The organism is Aurantiacibacter sp. D1-12 (assembly GCF_028858515.1).
Lineage (GTDB): Bacteria > Pseudomonadota > Alphaproteobacteria > Sphingomonadales > Sphingomonadaceae > Alteraurantiacibacter.
In genome coordinates, this window is sequence record NZ_JAPJZJ010000001.1 from 647133 (window position 1) to 662156 (window position 15024).

Consider the following 15024-nt stretch of genomic DNA (forward strand, 5'->3'; position numbering starts at 1 on the left):
GGGAGTGGGCCGTTTCATGGCTGAGAAAAACAAGACGGAAAACGGGACCGTCATTATCAAGAAATACGCCAACCGGCGCCTCTACAACACCAGTTCTTCCAGCTATATCACGCTAGACGATCTTGCCGGCATGGTCCGAGATAATGTCGAATTCCAGGTTCTGGATGCCAAAAGCGGCAATGACATCACCCATTCGATCCTGACCCAGATCATCATGGAAGAAGAGGCGAATGGAGAGCATATGCTGCCCGTCAGCTTTCTGCGCCAGCTGATCGGCATGTACGGCAACTCCATGCAGGCGATGATGCCACCGTATCTCGAAGCGGCAATGGCCAACTTTCAGGACAATCAAAGCACGCTGCAGGATGCGTTCAAGAACAGCATGGGTGCCGACGCGCTAACCAAAATGGCCGAGCAGAACATGGCCATGTTCCAGGCCGCAGCCAGCGCCTTCATGCCGGGCGCCCAGACGGCTCCCGCTAGTGCTGAAGAGCCCAAGGACAAGAGCGAGATTGACGCGCTTCGCGACCAGATGGCCGCAATGCAGCGCAAGCTGGACGAACTGGGCGACTAATCGAACCCAGCTTTTTGCCTGACATGGGGCCGCGCCGGGGCCACGTTACCTGTTCATTTTCACATTCACTCGAGACCATTGCCACATGTCCAACATCCGCCACGCCCTCACCATCAAGCGCGAAGACGATTTTGCGCAGTGGTATCAGGAAGTCATTTCCGCAGCCGACATGGCAGAGGAATCGGGTGTTCGCGGATGCATGGTCATCAAGCCGTGGGGCTTTGGCGTGTGGGAGCGCATGCAGCGCCTGCTGGATGACCGGATCAAGGCGGCGGGCATCCAGAATGCCTATTTCCCGATCTTCATCCCCCTCAAGAATTTCGAGCGCGAGGCCGACCATGTGGAAGGCTTTGCCAAGGAAATGGCAGTTGTCACCCACCATCGGCTGATTGCAGATGGAAAGGGCGGCCTTGTCCCCGATCCTGAGGCGAAGCTGGAAGAGCCGCTCGTCGTGCGGCCGACTTCCGAAACGATTATTGGCGACGCGATGGCGCGCTGGGTGCAGAGCTGGCGTGACTTACCGCTGAAGCTCAACCAGTGGGCCAACGTCGTGCGCTGGGAAATGCGCACCCGCATGTTCCTGCGCACGAGTGAATTCCTTTGGCAGGAAGGGCATACCGCCCACGCTGACGAAGAAGGCGCTCGCGAGGAAACCATGCGTGCGCTGGAGATGTATCGCGCCTTTGCCGAGGAAGATGCGTCTATCCCTGTGATAGCAGGCGAAAAGCCGGAGAACGAGCGTTTCCCGGGTGCCGAGGAAACCTGGTCGATCGAGGCGATGATGCAGGATGGCAAGGCACTGCAGGCCGGCACCAGCCACTACCTTGGCACAAGCTTCGCCGAAGCTGCGGGTATTCGCTTTCAGGATGCCGAGGGTGGGCAGGCGCTCTGCCACACAGTGAGCTGGGGCATGTCCACGCGTATGGTCGGCGGTCTGATCATGACCCACGGCGACGACGATGGCCTGCGCGTTCCGCCGAAGCTGGCGCCGCATCAGGTCGTGATCCTCCCCATGCTGCGCGGCAAGGACGAAGATGATGCGCTCATCGCCTATTGCGAGGAACTGCGCGCCGCGCTGGCAGAAAAATGGTCGCTCGGCGAGCCGGTCCGCGTCCTGCTTGATACCCGTCCGGGTAAGGCGGCAGCCAAGCGCTGGGACTATGTGCGTAAAGGCGCCCCTGTCATCATCGAGGTCGGTGGGCGTGATATGGAAAGCGGCGTTGTCTCGATGCTGCGCCGCGATGCTCTGTGGAATTCGGACAACGGCAAACCCGCATTCGCTGCGCCAAGCCGTGAAGACGCTGCAGAAACGATCCCGGCTTTACTCGAGGATATCCAGACTGCCCTGTTCACCGAAGCAGCCGAGCGCCGCGACGTTAACATCACCCGTGGTATCGACAGTATGGATGCTCTGGCAGCGTTCTATACCGAGAACACTCGCTATCCCGGCTGGGTCGAGGTGCAGTGGTCCAAGCCGACCGGCGAGGCACTGGAAAAGGTGGTTGAGCAGTTGAAAGCGCTCAAGCTCACCTTCCGCAACGTTCCTATGGATCAGTCTCCGGCGGACGGCACCTGCATGTTCACAGGTGAACCTGCGAAAGAGCGGATTTACGTCGCGCGCGCCTATTGATACTTCCCCCTGCGAGACGGGGAGAATTTCATGATCGCAGCGGTCAAACACAATCTGGGCAACCTCACCAATTTCAACGGGCGCGACGGACGACCGACCTTCTGGTGGTACGTCCTGTTCCTGGTGGTGGCGCAATATCTGGTAGGCATCGTGGCAACGATCCCGATGATGGCTGGGGTCATGACCACCGCGTTTGATGCCGCACAAGCTGGCGTCGACCAGACGCAGATGCAGGAAACCATGTTCGCCGGGATGGCTGACTCCATGCGCAGTGTTATGTGGGTTGGTGTAGTGACCAGCATCGTCTGCGCTCTGTTGATCCTCGCTTCGTTTGTCCGCCGCCTGCATGACAGCGGCAAGTCGGGCTACTGGGCCATCATCCCGATGGTGACCCAAGCAGTAGCGATGTACTTCAGCGTGCAGATGATGGGGCAGATTGATGAGATATTCGCTGCAGCGTCCGATCCGGAGCAGATGCAGCAAATCCAGCGCGAAATGATGATCCAGGGCGGCGGCTTCGTCGGCTACATCGGCTATCTGTTCGTGATCGTCATGGGGGTACTGAAATCTGACGAAGGCCCCAACCAGTATGGCGATGCGCCAGTCAGCTTGAGCTGACGACTGGGCGACACTGATCACACGGCCATAGGTCTGCTTGCCAATCGCGACATTTTGCGCGAGTTCTCTGCCTATGCGCAAATTGTCTTTGATCGCGGCACTGGCCGCAACTCCGCTCGCTCTCCTCTCCGCTGCACCTGCCAGCGCGCAAGAGGCAGACAATGATCCCGGCCTCGAAGTATCCGAAGAGCGGCTTCGCGCCGACATGGACACCATCGTCAGCTTCGGGACGCGGCACACCCTCTCATCGCAGACCGATCCCGAGCGCGGCATCGGAGCTGCGGTTGACTGGGCGCTCGCAGAATTCGGTCGGATTGGCGATGCCTGCGGCGGTTGTCTGGAAGTCTTGCCGGTGGGACGCGTTGTCGAGCCCGATGGCAGGCGTATTCCCGAACCCACGCTGATCCGGAATGCCGTCGCGATCCAGCGCGGTACCGAACGCCCGAACGAAGTGATCATCGTGCAAGCGCATTATGACAGTCGCGTCACCGATCCGCTTAACGGCGTAGACGATGCTCCCGGAGCGAATGACGATGGTTCGGGCAGCGTCATGGTGCTCGAAGCATCGCGCATCCTTTCACAGAACGAATATCCCTCCACGATTATCTACGCCCTGCTGACGGGCGAAGAGCAGGGACTTTTCGGCGCCGGTATCCTCGCGGATTGGGTGACCGAGCAAGGCATGACGGTGAAAGCCGTGCTCAACAATGACATGATCGGCAATTCGTGCGGATCGGACGGATTTTGCGATCCGGAGCACGTGCGCGTGTTCTCCGAAGGGCTGCGTGCCGATTCCACCGCAGAACTGCGCGCCCGCCAGCGCCGCTTCGGGGGCGAGAACGATAGCCCCGGTCGCAATCTCTCCCGCTGGCTGGCCGGAGTGGCAGCCGACTATCCTGACGGAATGCAGGTTCGGCAGATTTGGCGGACAGACCGCATGGGCCGCGGCGGGGACCAGATTCCGTTCCTTGATCGTGGCTATCCCGCCGTTCGCGTGACCGTCTCTGTCGAAGACTATGAACACCAGCACCAGGACCTGCGCGTTGAAGATGGAATTACTTATGGCGACACCGTGGACGAGATCGATTTTGATTACCTCACCCGCAGCAGCGTGCTGAATGTGCGTGCACTGGATCGGCTGGCGCGCGCACCAATGCCGCCTGTCCTGAGTGCGAATGGTGCAGTGCGGACGGACACGTCACTTGAATGGGATCATGTCGAGGGTGCAGATTACTACGTCATCGCGAGGCGACGGACAGACGCGTCCACCTGGCTTGAGGACAATCGCTCATTCATGCATTTCGATGAGACGCCAACGGGTACAAATGAACCGCCTGTAGGCACATCAATCGAATATGTTGACGGACGTCGGGCAGATGATTGGCTTTTCGGAATTCAGGCGTGCTCCGCTGACGGAGCCTGTAGTCCCTTTGCCACTGCCGTCCCGGGCGGCGCTTTCTATCCGCTAGAGGTCGACAGCGAGGACTGAACCGCGCATAGGCCGCGGCAATGGCAAAACGTCCCAATACCCGCAAATTTCAGGGCCTTCCGAGCAAGGATCAGGTTCTTGAGTTCATCAAGACTGCCGACGGCCCCGCCGGCAAGCGCGAAATCGCGCGTCATTTCCGCCTGAAAGGTCAGGAAAAGATCGCCTTGAAGGCGCTGCTGAAAGACATGGCCGAGGAAGGCCTGATCGACAGCAAGAAGAGCGCATTCCACCGCATGGGTGGGCTGCCCAAGGTCACCGTACTGCGCATTGTCGAGATCGACGAGGGCGAGCCCGTCGCCATCCCCGAAAGCTGGCAGCCGGACGATGCCACCCCGCCGCCGCGCTTACGCGTGATCGAGCGCAAGAAGCAGGCCGCGCTCCGCGTCGGCGACCGCATCCTCGCGCGCACCGAGGAAGCGGGCAGGGGGCACATCGCCCATCCGATGAAGAAATTGCCCGCCACCGAAGGCGCGATGCTCGGCGTGATCGAGATCGACAAAAGCGGGCAGGCGTGGCTGGCTCCGGTCGACAAGAAAATCCGCAACTCGGCCAAGGTCAGCGATGTTGGCGGCGCGGAGAAGGGCCAGCTTGTGCTCGCCGAACCCGCAGGGCGTGGGCGCAATTCCAGCGTCAAGGTGATCGAGGTGTTGGGCGATCCGCTTGCTCCGAAGAGCTACAGCCTCATCGCCATCCACAAATACGGCATCCCGCACACATTCCCGCAGGAAGTGCTGGACGAGGCGGCACTCGCCGCCAAAATCCCGCTTAGCGAAGACAAACGCGAGGACCTGCGTTCGCTTCCCATCGTCGCGATCGACCCAGCAGACGCGCGCGACCATGACGATGCCATCTGGGCCGAACCGGACGGGAAGGGTGGCTTCGACGCGCTCGTCGCGATTGCCGACGTCTCTTTCTACGTGCGCTCCGGCAGCAAGCTCGACCGCGAGGCAAGGAAGCGAGGCAATTCGGTCTATTTCCCTGATCGCGTCGTGCCGATGCTGCCCGAAGTGCTTTCCGCCGACGTGTGCTCGTTGCGGCAGGACGAGGACCGCGCGGCGATGGCGTGCCATCTCAAGATCGATAAAAGCGGCAAGGTTACTGACTGGCGCTTCACGCGCGCCTTGGTCCGCATCCACCACAATATACCTTACGAGAAGGCGCAGGAGGCTGTCGACGGCGGCGACGCGCCCGAATTCCTGCGCAACCTCTGGGACGCATGGAAGCTACTGGCGAAGGCGAGGGCGGACCGCGACCCGCTCGATCTCGACCTGCCCGAGCGCCGCGTGGTGCTCAACGACAAGGGCCAGATCGAAGAGATCGCCGTGCGCGAACGCCTCGATGCGCACCGCGTGGTCGAGGATTTCATGATCGCCGCCAATGTCGCCGCGGCCAAGGCGCTGGAAAGCAAGGCGCAGCCGGTGGTCTATCGTATCCACGAGCCGCCAACGCGTGAGAAGCTGATCGCGCTGCGCGAATATTTCGACTCGATCGGCAAGAAGCTCGCGCTCGGTCAGGTCATTACACCGGGCCTGTTCAACCGGATGATGAAGGACATCACCGATCCGGGCGAAAAGGCACTGGTGCAGGAGGCAGTTCTGCGCAGCCAGACGCAGGCCTATTACGGGCCGAAGAATGCAGGCCATTTTGGCCTCGCGCTAGGCTCCTACGCGCATTTCACTTCGCCTATTCGCCGGTATGCCGACCTGCTGGTGCACCGCGCGCTAGTCGACGGGTTCGGGCTAGAACAGCCAGCTCCCAAAGGCAGGATCCCCGACACAAGCGGGCTAGACGAGCGTGATCGTGCCGATATGTCGAAGATCACCGACGCCATCAGCGTGACCGAGCGTCGCGCAATGGAAGCCGAGCGCGACACGGTCGATCGCTACGTCGCCGCATGGCTTTCAGGCCGCGTGGGCGAGGTGTTCTCCACCCGCATCACCGGCGTTACCGGCTTCGGTTTCTTCGCGACCATTGTCGGGCTGGGTGGAGACGGTCTGGTGCCGATCAGCACGCTGGGTCGCGAGTATTTCCGCCACGAAGAGGGTGCTCAGGTGCTCGTCGGAGAGGACAGCGGAACACGTTATGCGGTCGGCGATGTTCTCGATCTACGGTTGGGTGAGGCCAACCCGCTCACGGGCGCACTCAAGTTTGAGCTGCCCGAGGGCGGCGGTGGGGGCCAGAAAGTCGAACCGCGCGGACGGCGTCCGTACAAGAAGCCGCGCAAGGACAAGAAGGGCAAGCACCAAGTCGGCAGGCGTGGTCGCCCGGGCAATATCCGCCATCAGGGGCGTAAGCGCTAACTCAACCTATCAATCTCGTCCTGCGACAGACCACCGGGAATCACGAACAGCGGACAGCTCAACCCACTTGAATTGGCCGAGAAATGCGACACCAGCGGCCCAGGTGCGCCATCGGCGGCGGCCCCCAGCACCAGTGCGGCCACTTCGGGATGCTCTGCCAGGTATTCGGAAACGACCGCTTTCGCGTCACCTACCCGCACTGCGATCTGCGGCATCTTGCCGCTTTCGTAGGCAAGCTCACCTGCAGCACTGCTCGCAAGGGCTTCCGCGCGATCCCGCGCCTCTTCCTCGATTGTCGCCTGCACCCCGCCAAAGGCGTTGAACGCCTGTTTCGGTACCAATGCCAGCAAGTGGACCATGCCCCCCGTTTTGGCCGCACGGCGTGAAGCAAATCGCAAGGCGACCTTCGCCTCGTCCGTTTCGTCAATAATCGCCAGATAGACGCGCATTCGTATTTCCCCGTCCCAAGCGTTGGATAATGCGTGAAATCGCGGCATTAGCAAGTCTGCCTTGCCCCGCGCGGGCAAATTGGCCAATGGTCGCCTGCACGAAACTGCGCGCAAGAACAGATTTACAGGGAGTCTTCTCCGCACATGCCGATTGCCATCAAGATGCCCGCCCTTTCGCCCACGATGGAAGAGGGAATCCTCGCCAAGTGGCTGGTTAAAGTGGGCGATACCGTGTCCTCCGGCGACATCATGGCCGAAATCGAAACCGACAAGGCGACGATGGAATTCGAAGCCGTGGATGAAGGCGTGATCGCACACATCCAGGTGGACGAGGGCACCGAAGGCGTGAAGGTCGGCACCGTGATCGCAACGCTTGCCGAAGATGGCGAAGATGTGGGCGATGTGCAGCCCGCTGGCGGCGGAGATGCTGCACCTGCACCTGCTCCGGCTCCGGCTGTTGAAGAGGCTGCTCCCGCGCCAAACCCGGCACCTGCAGCCCCCACAGCGGCTCCGGCCCCAGCTGCATCATCCGGCGACCGCATTATCGCATCCCCGCTAGCCAAGCGCATTGCCGAACAGAAAGGTATCGACCTGTCCGGCGTGAAGGGCTCCGGTCCCAATGGGCGCATCGTGAAAGCGGACGTTGAGGGTACGCAGCCCGGTGCGGCCGCTCCGGCATCGGCTCCCGCCGCGACGCCCGCGCCTGCCGCAGCCCCCGCAGAGGCACAGGACTTCGGCATTCCGCACGAAGTCGAAAAGCTTTCCGGCATGCGCAAGACCATCGCGCGCCGCCTGACCGAGTCCAAGCAGCAGGTCCCGCATATCTACCTTACGGTCGATATCCGCCTCGACGCGCTACTCAAGCTGCGCAGCGAATTGAACGCCGCGCTTGAACCGCAGGGCGTAAAGCTCTCAGTCAACGATCTGATGATCAAGGCGCTGGGCAAGTCATTGGAAGCCGTGCCCGCTTGCAACGTGCAATTCGCCGGCGACTCCATGCTCAAGTTCAGCCGCGCAGATGTATCGGTGGCGGTAAGCATTCCCAACGGCCTTATCACCCCCATCGTAACCGATGCGGGCAGCAAGGCGGTGAGCAAGATCAGCACAGAGATGAAAGATCTCGCCACCCGCGCCAAGGAAGGCAAGTTGGCGCCCGAGGAATACCAGGGCGGAACGGCAAGCCTTTCCAACATGGGCATGTTCGGCATCAAGCAGTTCGAAGCCGTCATCAACCCGCCGCAGGGCATGATCATGGCCATCGGCGCGGGCGACAAACGCCCCTATGTCGTCGATGACAGCCTCCAAATCGCCAGCGTCATGAGCGCCACCGGCAGCTTCGACCACCGCGCCATCGACGGCGCCGACGGCGCGCAGCTGATGAAGGCGTTCAAGGAGATGATAGAAGCACCGCTGGGGCTGGTGGCCTAAGGCGGCACGATGAGCCGCAACCCAGCCATCCGCGTCACCGCCATGCCTGCCGATGCCAACGCATACGGCGACATTTTCGGCGGCTGGCTGATGAGCCTGATGGACTCCGCCGCAGGCCTTGTCGCTGCTCGCCGCGCGAAGGGCAGGGCGGTAACAGTCGCGATGGATGCGGTCGAGTTCCACAAACCGGTGAAGGTGGGGGACGAAGTCTCCGTCTATGCCGAGATCACCAAGGTCGGCCGCACCAGCATGGTGATCGCCACCGATGCCTATCGACGCGAGCGCCATTCGGAAGAAGAAGAGCTCGTCACCTCCGCCAAGTTCACCTTCGTTGCGGTGGATGAAAGCAATAAGCCCCGCCCGGTGGATGCAGCATGATTGTACGCTTTCCTACAACTGCAACGCCGCGCGATATGGGCTGTATGAACAGCCCTTTCGTCTCGTCCGCAAACGCAATTCCAGGCGTGAAATCAGCCCCGGAGAAATTCCTCCCTTGGACACTGTCACGCCTGTCACACCTTGAACAGCAAACCATTGAAAACAGGACATACCATGTCTGACAACTCCTACGACGTCATCGTACTCGGTTCCGGCCCCGGCGGCTATGTCGCGGCAATCCGCTGCGCGCAGCTCGGGCTCAAGACCGCGATTGTGGAACGCGAGAACCTGGGCGGTATCTGCCTCAACTGGGGCTGCATTCCGACCAAGGCGCTGCTGCGTTCGGCAGAGATCCTGCACTATGCCCAGCACGCCAAGGATTACGGTCTGAAGATCGCGGGCGCTATCGAGGCGGACCTTGAGGCAGTGGTGAAGCGTAGTCGCGGCGTTGCCAAGCAGCTCTCCAGCGGCATCGCGCACTTGATGAAGAAGAACAAGATCACCGTGCATATGGGCGAGGGCACACTGACCAGCCCCACCAGCCTGACGGTAAAAGGCGAGAAGGGTGAAGAGAAGCTCTCCGCCAAGCACGTGATCGTCGCCACCGGCGCGCGCGCGCGCGACCTCCCCTTCGCTCCGGCAGACGGCAAGAAGGTGTGGACCTACCGCACCGCCATGACCCCGCCCGAAATGCCCAAGAGGCTGCTTGTCATCGGATCGGGTGCCATCGGCATCGAGTTCGCCAGCTTCTACAACGACATGGGCGCCGATGTGACCGTGGTCGAGATGCTCGACCGCATCGTGCCGGTCGAAGACCACGAGGTCTCTGCCTTCCTTCAGAAGAGCCTCACCAAGCAGGGCATGACCATCATGACCGGCGCGGGGGTCGAGGACCTGAAGGTGACCGGCAAGGGCGTAACCGCGAAGATCAAGGACAAGGACGGCAAGGTCCACACGAACGAGTACACCCACTGCATTACCGCCATCGGCATCATGCCCAACACCGAGAACATCGGTATCGACAAGCTGGCCGAGCTCGATCGCGGGTTCATCCAGATCGACCCGTACGGACGCACCAAATCGAAGGGCCTGTGGGCCATCGGCGACTGCACACCGGGCCCGTGGCTGGCGCACAAGGCGTCGCACGAAGGTGTTACCACCGCAGAGGCCATCGCGCAGGAGCTGGGCAACAAGGAAGTGCACCCGCACCCGCTCAACCGCTCTGCGATCCCGGGCTGCACCTACTGCCACCCGCAAATCGCCAGCGTGGGCATGACCGAAGCCAAGGCGAAGGAAGCCGGCCACGAGGTGAAGGTCGGCGTGTTCCCTTTCATCGGCAACGGCAAGGCCATTGCACTGGGCGAGGCCGAGGGCTTCACCAAGACGGTGTTCGACGCAAAGACCGGCGAGCTGCTCGGCGCGCACATGGTCGGCGCGGAAGTAACCGAAATGATCCAGGGCTACACTATCGGCATGACGCTGGAGACGACGGAGGCGGAGCTGATGAACACAGTCTTCCCGCACCCAACGATCAGTGAGTCCATGCACGAGGCGGTCTTGGGAGCGTACGGACGGGCGCTGCACATCTGATCGAGAGGAAATAGTATGGAAGGCAAGGGCACCCACTCCTACGTTCCCGATCCACGCAATGCGGACATCGTGATCTGTGTGAATGGCGAGCATTTTGCGCGTGACGAAGCGAAGGTCAGCGTCTTCGACTCCGGCTTCATGCTGGGTGATGGGGTGTGGGAAGGGTTGCGGCTGCACGAGGGCCGGTTCGCCTTCCTCGACCAGCACTTCGATCGCCTGTGGCGCGGGGCGAAGGCGATCCACATGGATCTCGGCGTCACGCGGGAGGAGCTGGAGGCGCGGCTCTACGCGGTACTCGATGCCAATGGCATGACCGGTGATGGCGTGCATCTGCGGCTGATGTGTACGCGCGGTGTGCGCTCAACGCCCTATCAAGATCCGCGCGTGGTAATCAGCCCTGCAACCATCGTGATCGTCCCCGAATGGAAAGAGGCTGCACCCGAAACCGCGACGCGGATGCTCGATCTGTTCACCGTCCATGTCCGGCGCGGCTATCCCGATGTGCAGGACCCAATGCTGAACTCGCACAGTAAGCTCAACTGCATCACCGCATGTATCCAGGCAGCACAAGCGGGCGCAGACGAGGCGCTGATGCTCGATCCGCATGGCTTCGTGGCAACGTGTAACTCGACCCACTTCTTCATCGCTAAAGATGGCGAGATCTGGACCTCGAGCGGCGACTACTGCCTTGACGGTATCACGCGTGGGACGGTGATCAGCGTGGCGCGTGAGGCGGGCATCACGGTACACGAACGCAACTTCTCGCTCACCCATGTCTACGGCGCGGACGAAGCCTTCACTACCGGCACGTTCGCCGGCGTGGCTCCGGTTGGAACGGTAGACGGACGCGTGCTTGGCACAGAACGCGGGCCCATGGTGGAACGGCTGCAGCAGCTCTACCTCGCGCGGCTAGCAGGTGACGTACAGGGCAGGGGACGACCATGACTATCTGTATCGCCATGTGGTCGGGACCGCGTAACATCTCGACCGCGATGATGCGCAGCTTCGGCGCGCGCGCAGACTGTGCTGTCTCGGATGAGCCGTTCTACGGCGCGTTCCTGAAGAATAGCGGAGAGCAGCATCCGATGGGCGCTGAAACCATCGCTGACATGGATTGCGACTGGCAAAGCGTACTGGCAGCCCAGTCCGGCGAGGCACCAGATGCCAGGGCACTCTGGTATCAGAAGCACATGCCGCACCACATGGTCGGTCCGGTCAGCATTGCGGACATGCCCGATCATCGCCATGCGTTTCTGATCCGCGATCCGCGTCGCGTTGTGGCCAGTTACCGTAAGAAGAACGAGCTGCGCCGTGCCGAAATGCTCGGCTTTGCGCAGATGCGCTCATACTTTGAACTGGAGCGGGAGCGTAGCGGCTCGATCCCGCCAGTTGTCGATAGCGATGCAATTCTCGCTAATCCTTCTGGCGTGCTGGAAAAGCTGTGTGAGGGGCTTGGCATTGCATGGGACCCCGTGATGCTTTCCTGGGACAAAGGGCCGCATCCGGATGACGGGATCTGGGGAGCCCATTGGTACGACAAGGTCAATGTGTCGACCGGCTTTGGTCCTCCCCTCGGGGAAATGCCCGAATTGGACGGCGCGTATGCCGAGGTTGCCGATGCTTGCAGAGCTGATTTTGAAGCACTCGCCGAGCACACTATTACTGCGTGACGGATAATCTTTCCTACAGAATGGATTAAACGCGACAGCCCACTCGTTCTCCTGTTGAAACGGCCATCGGGGCCGGAATTCAATTATCTAGGAGACGCCACATGAAGACTTTTGCAATCACCGCCGCCGTTGCCGCGCTCACTATCGGCAGCGCCGCCAATGCCAACGCCCCCAAGCTGTACGAAGAGCAACTGGCGATGGAGGAAGAAGCCCGCATTCTGCAGCAGCCGATTGCCGGTATCTACAACTCGTTCTGGTTCGATTACCGTATCAACGTAGTCGAAACGCAGGAAGAGCTCTATTCCGACCTGCGCCGAGCGAGCGACATCGAGGATATGCGCGATGCCTGGGAAGAATATGCCCACGAACTGCGCGATAACCGCATGGACTACACCCGCGAAATGGCTGAGCGTGGCTACCGCGCGACTGTTACGGGTACCGTCACGTTCGAAGACTGAGTCAGGAGAAACCCAGCGCACAGACCTCCTGCCCCAAAAAGGCGGGAGGTCTGCTGGCGGATGGGGTGGGATTCGAACCCACGAAGGGCTTGCACCCTTGCCGGTTTTCAAGACCGGTGCATTCAACCGCTCTGCCACCCATCCGACCGAGCGAAGGCCAGCTAGCGCGTTTATCATGGCTTGTCACCCATGCATTCTGCCGCACAATCGACTCAACTGGGCGCAACCGTGAAAACAGGGGATTCCCAAGCACGCCAATGCTGTCATAGAGTGGAAGCATGATCACCAAATCCCTCCGCCATCTCGGCATCGCCATTTCCGCCTGCTTGCTCGCCACCGGACCTGCTCAGGCGCAGAACCAGTCATTCGACAGCTATCTGGACGATGTTGCCGAACGGGCGAGGGCGGAAGGTGTCAGCCAAGCCACTATCGACCGCGTCTTCGCCGGCTTAACCCCGCACGCACGAGTACTGGAACTTGATCGCGAGCAGGCCGGCTCTGGAGGGAACGTCAATCCGGCGACAGGCTTCGCGTGGATGAGCAGCTATATCCGTCGGCACAACAGCAGCTCGCGGATCAGCGGCGGGCACCGCACACTTTCACGCATCGGTCCGCTCGCTGCCGAGATCGAGCGCGAATATGGTGTTCCCGCAGAAATCATCGTCGCGATATGGGGGCATGAGACCGCCTATGGCGCGGTTATGGGCGGGTTCGATCTGCCGCGCTCGCTGGCCACGCTTGCATGGGATGGCCGCCGCCGCGCGTTGTTCGAGCCTGAGTTGATCGACGTGCTAAAGATGGTCGACATGGGTGTTCCGCGTTCGCAGCTCGAAGGCAGCTGGGCGGGTGCATTCGGCAATGGCCAGTTCCTGCCGAGCGTATACCTTCGCCTCGCAGTCGATGGAGACGGTGACGGAGACCGCGATGTCTGGAATTCGGATGCCGACACCGTCCATTCAATCGCTAATTATTTCCGCGATGCCGGATGGCGAACAGGTCAGCCCTGGGCGGTGCGCGCCTATGTCCCCAACAGCGTTGATCGCACCGATATCGAGAACCACACCGCCGCGCCTGTTTGTCCGCGTGTACACGGTCGTCACAGCCGCTGGATGACGGTGCGCGAATGGCGTGAAAGGGGTGTCGAACCGCGTGCACCGATTGCCGATGACGTCATGGCTTCGCTGTTCGAACCGGACGGTCCGGCAGAACCCGGCTACCTCTTAACTCAGAATTATAGGGTTATCCTCGAATATAACTGCTCGAACTATTACGCGATGAGCGTGGGGTTACTTGCAGATGAGATCGCCAGATAAGAACAGAATTGCACGCCTTTCCAAAGGCGTAGCCACACTTGCACTAGTCGCCGGGCTCTCGGCATGCGGAACGGTTTCGGGTGGATCAGGTGATTCGTCCTTAACGGTTGTACCGCCTGCCCAGCGTGCAAACGGGCCGAGTGCGGACTATCCGATAACCATAGGACAGCCTTATTTCGTCAACGGGACAGAGTATGAGCCTGCTGACGTAATGAACTATGACCATGTCGGTTATCTGGCGTTGGATGCCGGAGCCACGGGCTATTCCGGTTCGCATCACACGCTGCCATTGCCGAGCTACGTCGAGGTCACCTCGCTCGAAACCGGTCGGACCATACTTGTCCGTCTGGAGCGTCGCGGACCGATGAACAGCAACGATCTGCTTGCACTTTCGCCCGCCGCGCTGACTCAACTGGGCGCGACGCCAGACACACCAGTTCGTGTGCGCCGCGTGAATCCGCCAGAGGAACATCGTTTCCTGTTGCGCGCGGGCGAAGCGGCACCTCTTCGTATGGATACACCGGCGTCGCTTTTGACAGTTCTACAGCGTCGTTTGCCCGAAACGGGCACCGCTTCACTGAATACAAACCGTGCTGTGTCGGAGTCCGGTAACACTATCCAAGCGGTCGACGTTGCTGCATCCACCGTTGAGGCGCCGCCCGCGAATACGGTGCCGATACAACAAGAATTGCCTGCCTTGGCCCAAGCACCGGCTGCCCGCGCCTCTGCAAGCGAGACGACAGAGGGCCCGCCCGCATTGCCACCGCTCGATGGACCACGACCGGTCGCAACCAGTCCGACACCGGCAGCAGGAGCCTTTGCCGCGGCATTTGGCGAGAGGTCTGCGCCTGCAGATGACGCCAATGCCACACCAGCGCCAGAGACAGTGCCGGCCACGCAACCCGCCCAGGGCCGATTTGTCGTCCAGGCAGCTGCCTTCTCGACAGAGGAACGTGCTGACCGGGTTGCTGGGACACTTGATGGCTTCGTAATGCAGGCAGGCCGCTACTGGCGCGTCCGTACCGGTCCGTTTGCAACCCGTGGAGAAGCCGAGGCGAGCCTCGCCAATGTCCGGCGCGCGGGTTATAGCGATGCCCGAATCCTAGACGGCGGTTAGGGTCAATCTA

General features: G+C 61.1%; 14 protein-coding genes and 1 tRNA gene. 13 read left to right on the forward strand and 2 right to left on the reverse strand.

Going from position 1 to position 15024, the window contains the following annotated elements:
* Positions 1–16: 16 nt before the first annotated feature.
* The 5 genes from phaR to rnr all read left to right on the forward strand — a co-directional run bounded on the left by phaR (position 17) and on the right by rnr (position 6611).
* Complete coding sequence (phaR, locus tag OOZ52_RS03210) at positions 17–574, forward strand: polyhydroxyalkanoate synthesis repressor PhaR (RefSeq protein ID WP_274697032.1); 558 nt, start codon at positions 17–19, stop codon at positions 572–574.
* Positions 575–659: 85 nt separating this feature from the next.
* Positions 660–2204 carry an aminoacyl--tRNA ligase-related protein gene (locus tag OOZ52_RS03215; protein ID WP_274697033.1) on the forward strand — a complete coding sequence of 515 codons (1545 nt, stop codon included), beginning with the start codon at positions 660–662 and terminating at the stop codon, positions 2202–2204.
* A gap of 30 nt (positions 2205–2234) precedes the next feature.
* Positions 2235–2822: a DUF805 domain-containing protein gene (locus tag OOZ52_RS03220; RefSeq protein ID WP_274697034.1), complete on the forward strand. Its 588-nt coding sequence runs from the start codon at positions 2235–2237 to the stop codon at positions 2820–2822.
* A 73-nt stretch (positions 2823–2895) separates the two neighbouring features.
* The gene (locus tag OOZ52_RS03225) at positions 2896–4311 is read left to right on the forward strand and encodes a M28 family peptidase (RefSeq protein WP_274697035.1); all 1416 of its coding nucleotides are present in this window, start codon (positions 2896–2898) and stop codon (positions 4309–4311) included.
* Positions 4312–4331: 20 nt separating this feature from the next.
* Positions 4332–6611 (forward strand): ribonuclease R, encoded by a 2280-nt coding sequence (gene rnr / locus OOZ52_RS03230; RefSeq protein WP_274697036.1) that lies wholly within the window; start codon positions 4332–4334, stop codon positions 6609–6611.
* Here rnr and OOZ52_RS03235 read toward each other — a convergent pair.
* Entirely contained in the window at positions 6608–7060 is a 453-nt protein-coding gene (locus tag OOZ52_RS03235) for a universal stress protein (protein WP_274697037.1), read from the reverse strand. The two genes, rnr and OOZ52_RS03235, sit on opposite strands and share 4 nt — an antisense overlap.
* Positions 7061–7204: 144 nt before the next feature.
* Here OOZ52_RS03235 and OOZ52_RS03240 point away from each other — a divergent pair, with 144 nt between their 5' ends.
* The 6 genes from OOZ52_RS03240 to OOZ52_RS03265 all read left to right on the forward strand — a co-directional run bounded on the left by OOZ52_RS03240 (position 7205) and on the right by OOZ52_RS03265 (position 12584).
* The gene (locus OOZ52_RS03240; RefSeq protein ID WP_274697038.1) at positions 7205–8488 is read left to right on the forward strand and encodes a pyruvate dehydrogenase complex dihydrolipoamide acetyltransferase; all 1284 of its coding nucleotides are present in this window, start codon (positions 7205–7207) and stop codon (positions 8486–8488) included.
* Between the two features lie 9 nt (positions 8489–8497).
* Positions 8498–8866: an acyl-CoA thioesterase gene (locus OOZ52_RS03245; protein ID WP_274697039.1), complete on the forward strand. Its 369-nt coding sequence runs from the start codon at positions 8498–8500 to the stop codon at positions 8864–8866.
* Between the two features lie 174 nt (positions 8867–9040).
* Positions 9041–10456: a dihydrolipoyl dehydrogenase gene (lpdA, locus tag OOZ52_RS03250; protein WP_274697040.1), complete on the forward strand. Its 1416-nt coding sequence runs from the start codon at positions 9041–9043 to the stop codon at positions 10454–10456.
* 15 nt (positions 10457–10471) lie between these two features.
* Positions 10472–11401: an aminotransferase class IV gene (locus OOZ52_RS03255; protein WP_274697041.1), complete on the forward strand. Its 930-nt coding sequence runs from the start codon at positions 10472–10474 to the stop codon at positions 11399–11401.
* Positions 11398–12126, forward strand: a complete 729-nt coding sequence (locus OOZ52_RS03260) for a sulfotransferase-like domain-containing protein (protein WP_274697042.1) — start codon at positions 11398–11400, stop codon at positions 12124–12126. The genes OOZ52_RS03255 and OOZ52_RS03260 overlap by 4 nt, the downstream gene beginning before the upstream one ends.
* Before the next feature lie 101 nt (positions 12127–12227).
* Entirely contained in the window at positions 12228–12584 is a 357-nt protein-coding gene (locus tag OOZ52_RS03265; RefSeq protein WP_274697043.1) for a hypothetical protein, read from the forward strand.
* A 54-nt stretch (positions 12585–12638) separates the two neighbouring features.
* Here the strand turns inward: OOZ52_RS03265 and OOZ52_RS03270 are convergent.
* Positions 12639–12728: transfer RNA gene (locus OOZ52_RS03270), tRNA-Ser, on the reverse strand.
* 134 nt (positions 12729–12862) lie between these two features.
* Here OOZ52_RS03270 and OOZ52_RS03275 point away from each other — a divergent pair.
* The gene (locus OOZ52_RS03275) at positions 12863–13897 is read left to right on the forward strand and encodes a lytic murein transglycosylase (RefSeq protein WP_274697044.1); all 1035 of its coding nucleotides are present in this window, start codon (positions 12863–12865) and stop codon (positions 13895–13897) included.
* 211 nt (positions 13898–14108) lie between these two features.
* Positions 14109–15014 (forward strand): SPOR domain-containing protein, encoded by a 906-nt coding sequence (locus tag OOZ52_RS03280; protein ID WP_274697045.1) that lies wholly within the window; start codon positions 14109–14111, stop codon positions 15012–15014.
* The last annotated feature ends 10 nt before the right edge of the window (positions 15015–15024 follow it).

Coding starts and splice junctions, on each gene's coding strand:
- phaR (WP_274697032.1), top strand. CDS start 17: ATGGCTGAGAAAAACAAGACGGAAAACGGGACCGTCATTATCAAGAAA.
- OOZ52_RS03215 (WP_274697033.1), top strand. CDS start 660: ATGTCCAACATCCGCCACGCCCTCACCATCAAGCGCGAAGACGATTTT.
- OOZ52_RS03220 (WP_274697034.1), top strand. CDS start 2,235: ATGATCGCAGCGGTCAAACACAATCTGGGCAACCTCACCAATTTCAAC.
- OOZ52_RS03225 (WP_274697035.1), top strand. CDS start 2,896: ATGCGCAAATTGTCTTTGATCGCGGCACTGGCCGCAACTCCGCTCGCT.
- rnr (WP_274697036.1), top strand. CDS start 4,332: ATGGCAAAACGTCCCAATACCCGCAAATTTCAGGGCCTTCCGAGCAAG.
- OOZ52_RS03235 (WP_274697037.1), bottom strand. CDS start 7,060: ATGCGCGTCTATCTGGCGATTATTGACGAAACGGACGAGGCGAAGGTC.
- OOZ52_RS03240 (WP_274697038.1), top strand. CDS start 7,205: ATGCCGATTGCCATCAAGATGCCCGCCCTTTCGCCCACGATGGAAGAG.
- OOZ52_RS03245 (WP_274697039.1), top strand. CDS start 8,498: ATGAGCCGCAACCCAGCCATCCGCGTCACCGCCATGCCTGCCGATGCC.
- lpdA (WP_274697040.1), top strand. CDS start 9,041: ATGTCTGACAACTCCTACGACGTCATCGTACTCGGTTCCGGCCCCGGC.
- OOZ52_RS03255 (WP_274697041.1), top strand. CDS start 10,472: ATGGAAGGCAAGGGCACCCACTCCTACGTTCCCGATCCACGCAATGCG.
- OOZ52_RS03260 (WP_274697042.1), top strand. CDS start 11,398: ATGACTATCTGTATCGCCATGTGGTCGGGACCGCGTAACATCTCGACC.
- OOZ52_RS03265 (WP_274697043.1), top strand. CDS start 12,228: ATGAAGACTTTTGCAATCACCGCCGCCGTTGCCGCGCTCACTATCGGC.
- OOZ52_RS03275 (WP_274697044.1), top strand. CDS start 12,863: ATGATCACCAAATCCCTCCGCCATCTCGGCATCGCCATTTCCGCCTGC.
- OOZ52_RS03280 (WP_274697045.1), top strand. CDS start 14,109: ATGAACTATGACCATGTCGGTTATCTGGCGTTGGATGCCGGAGCCACG.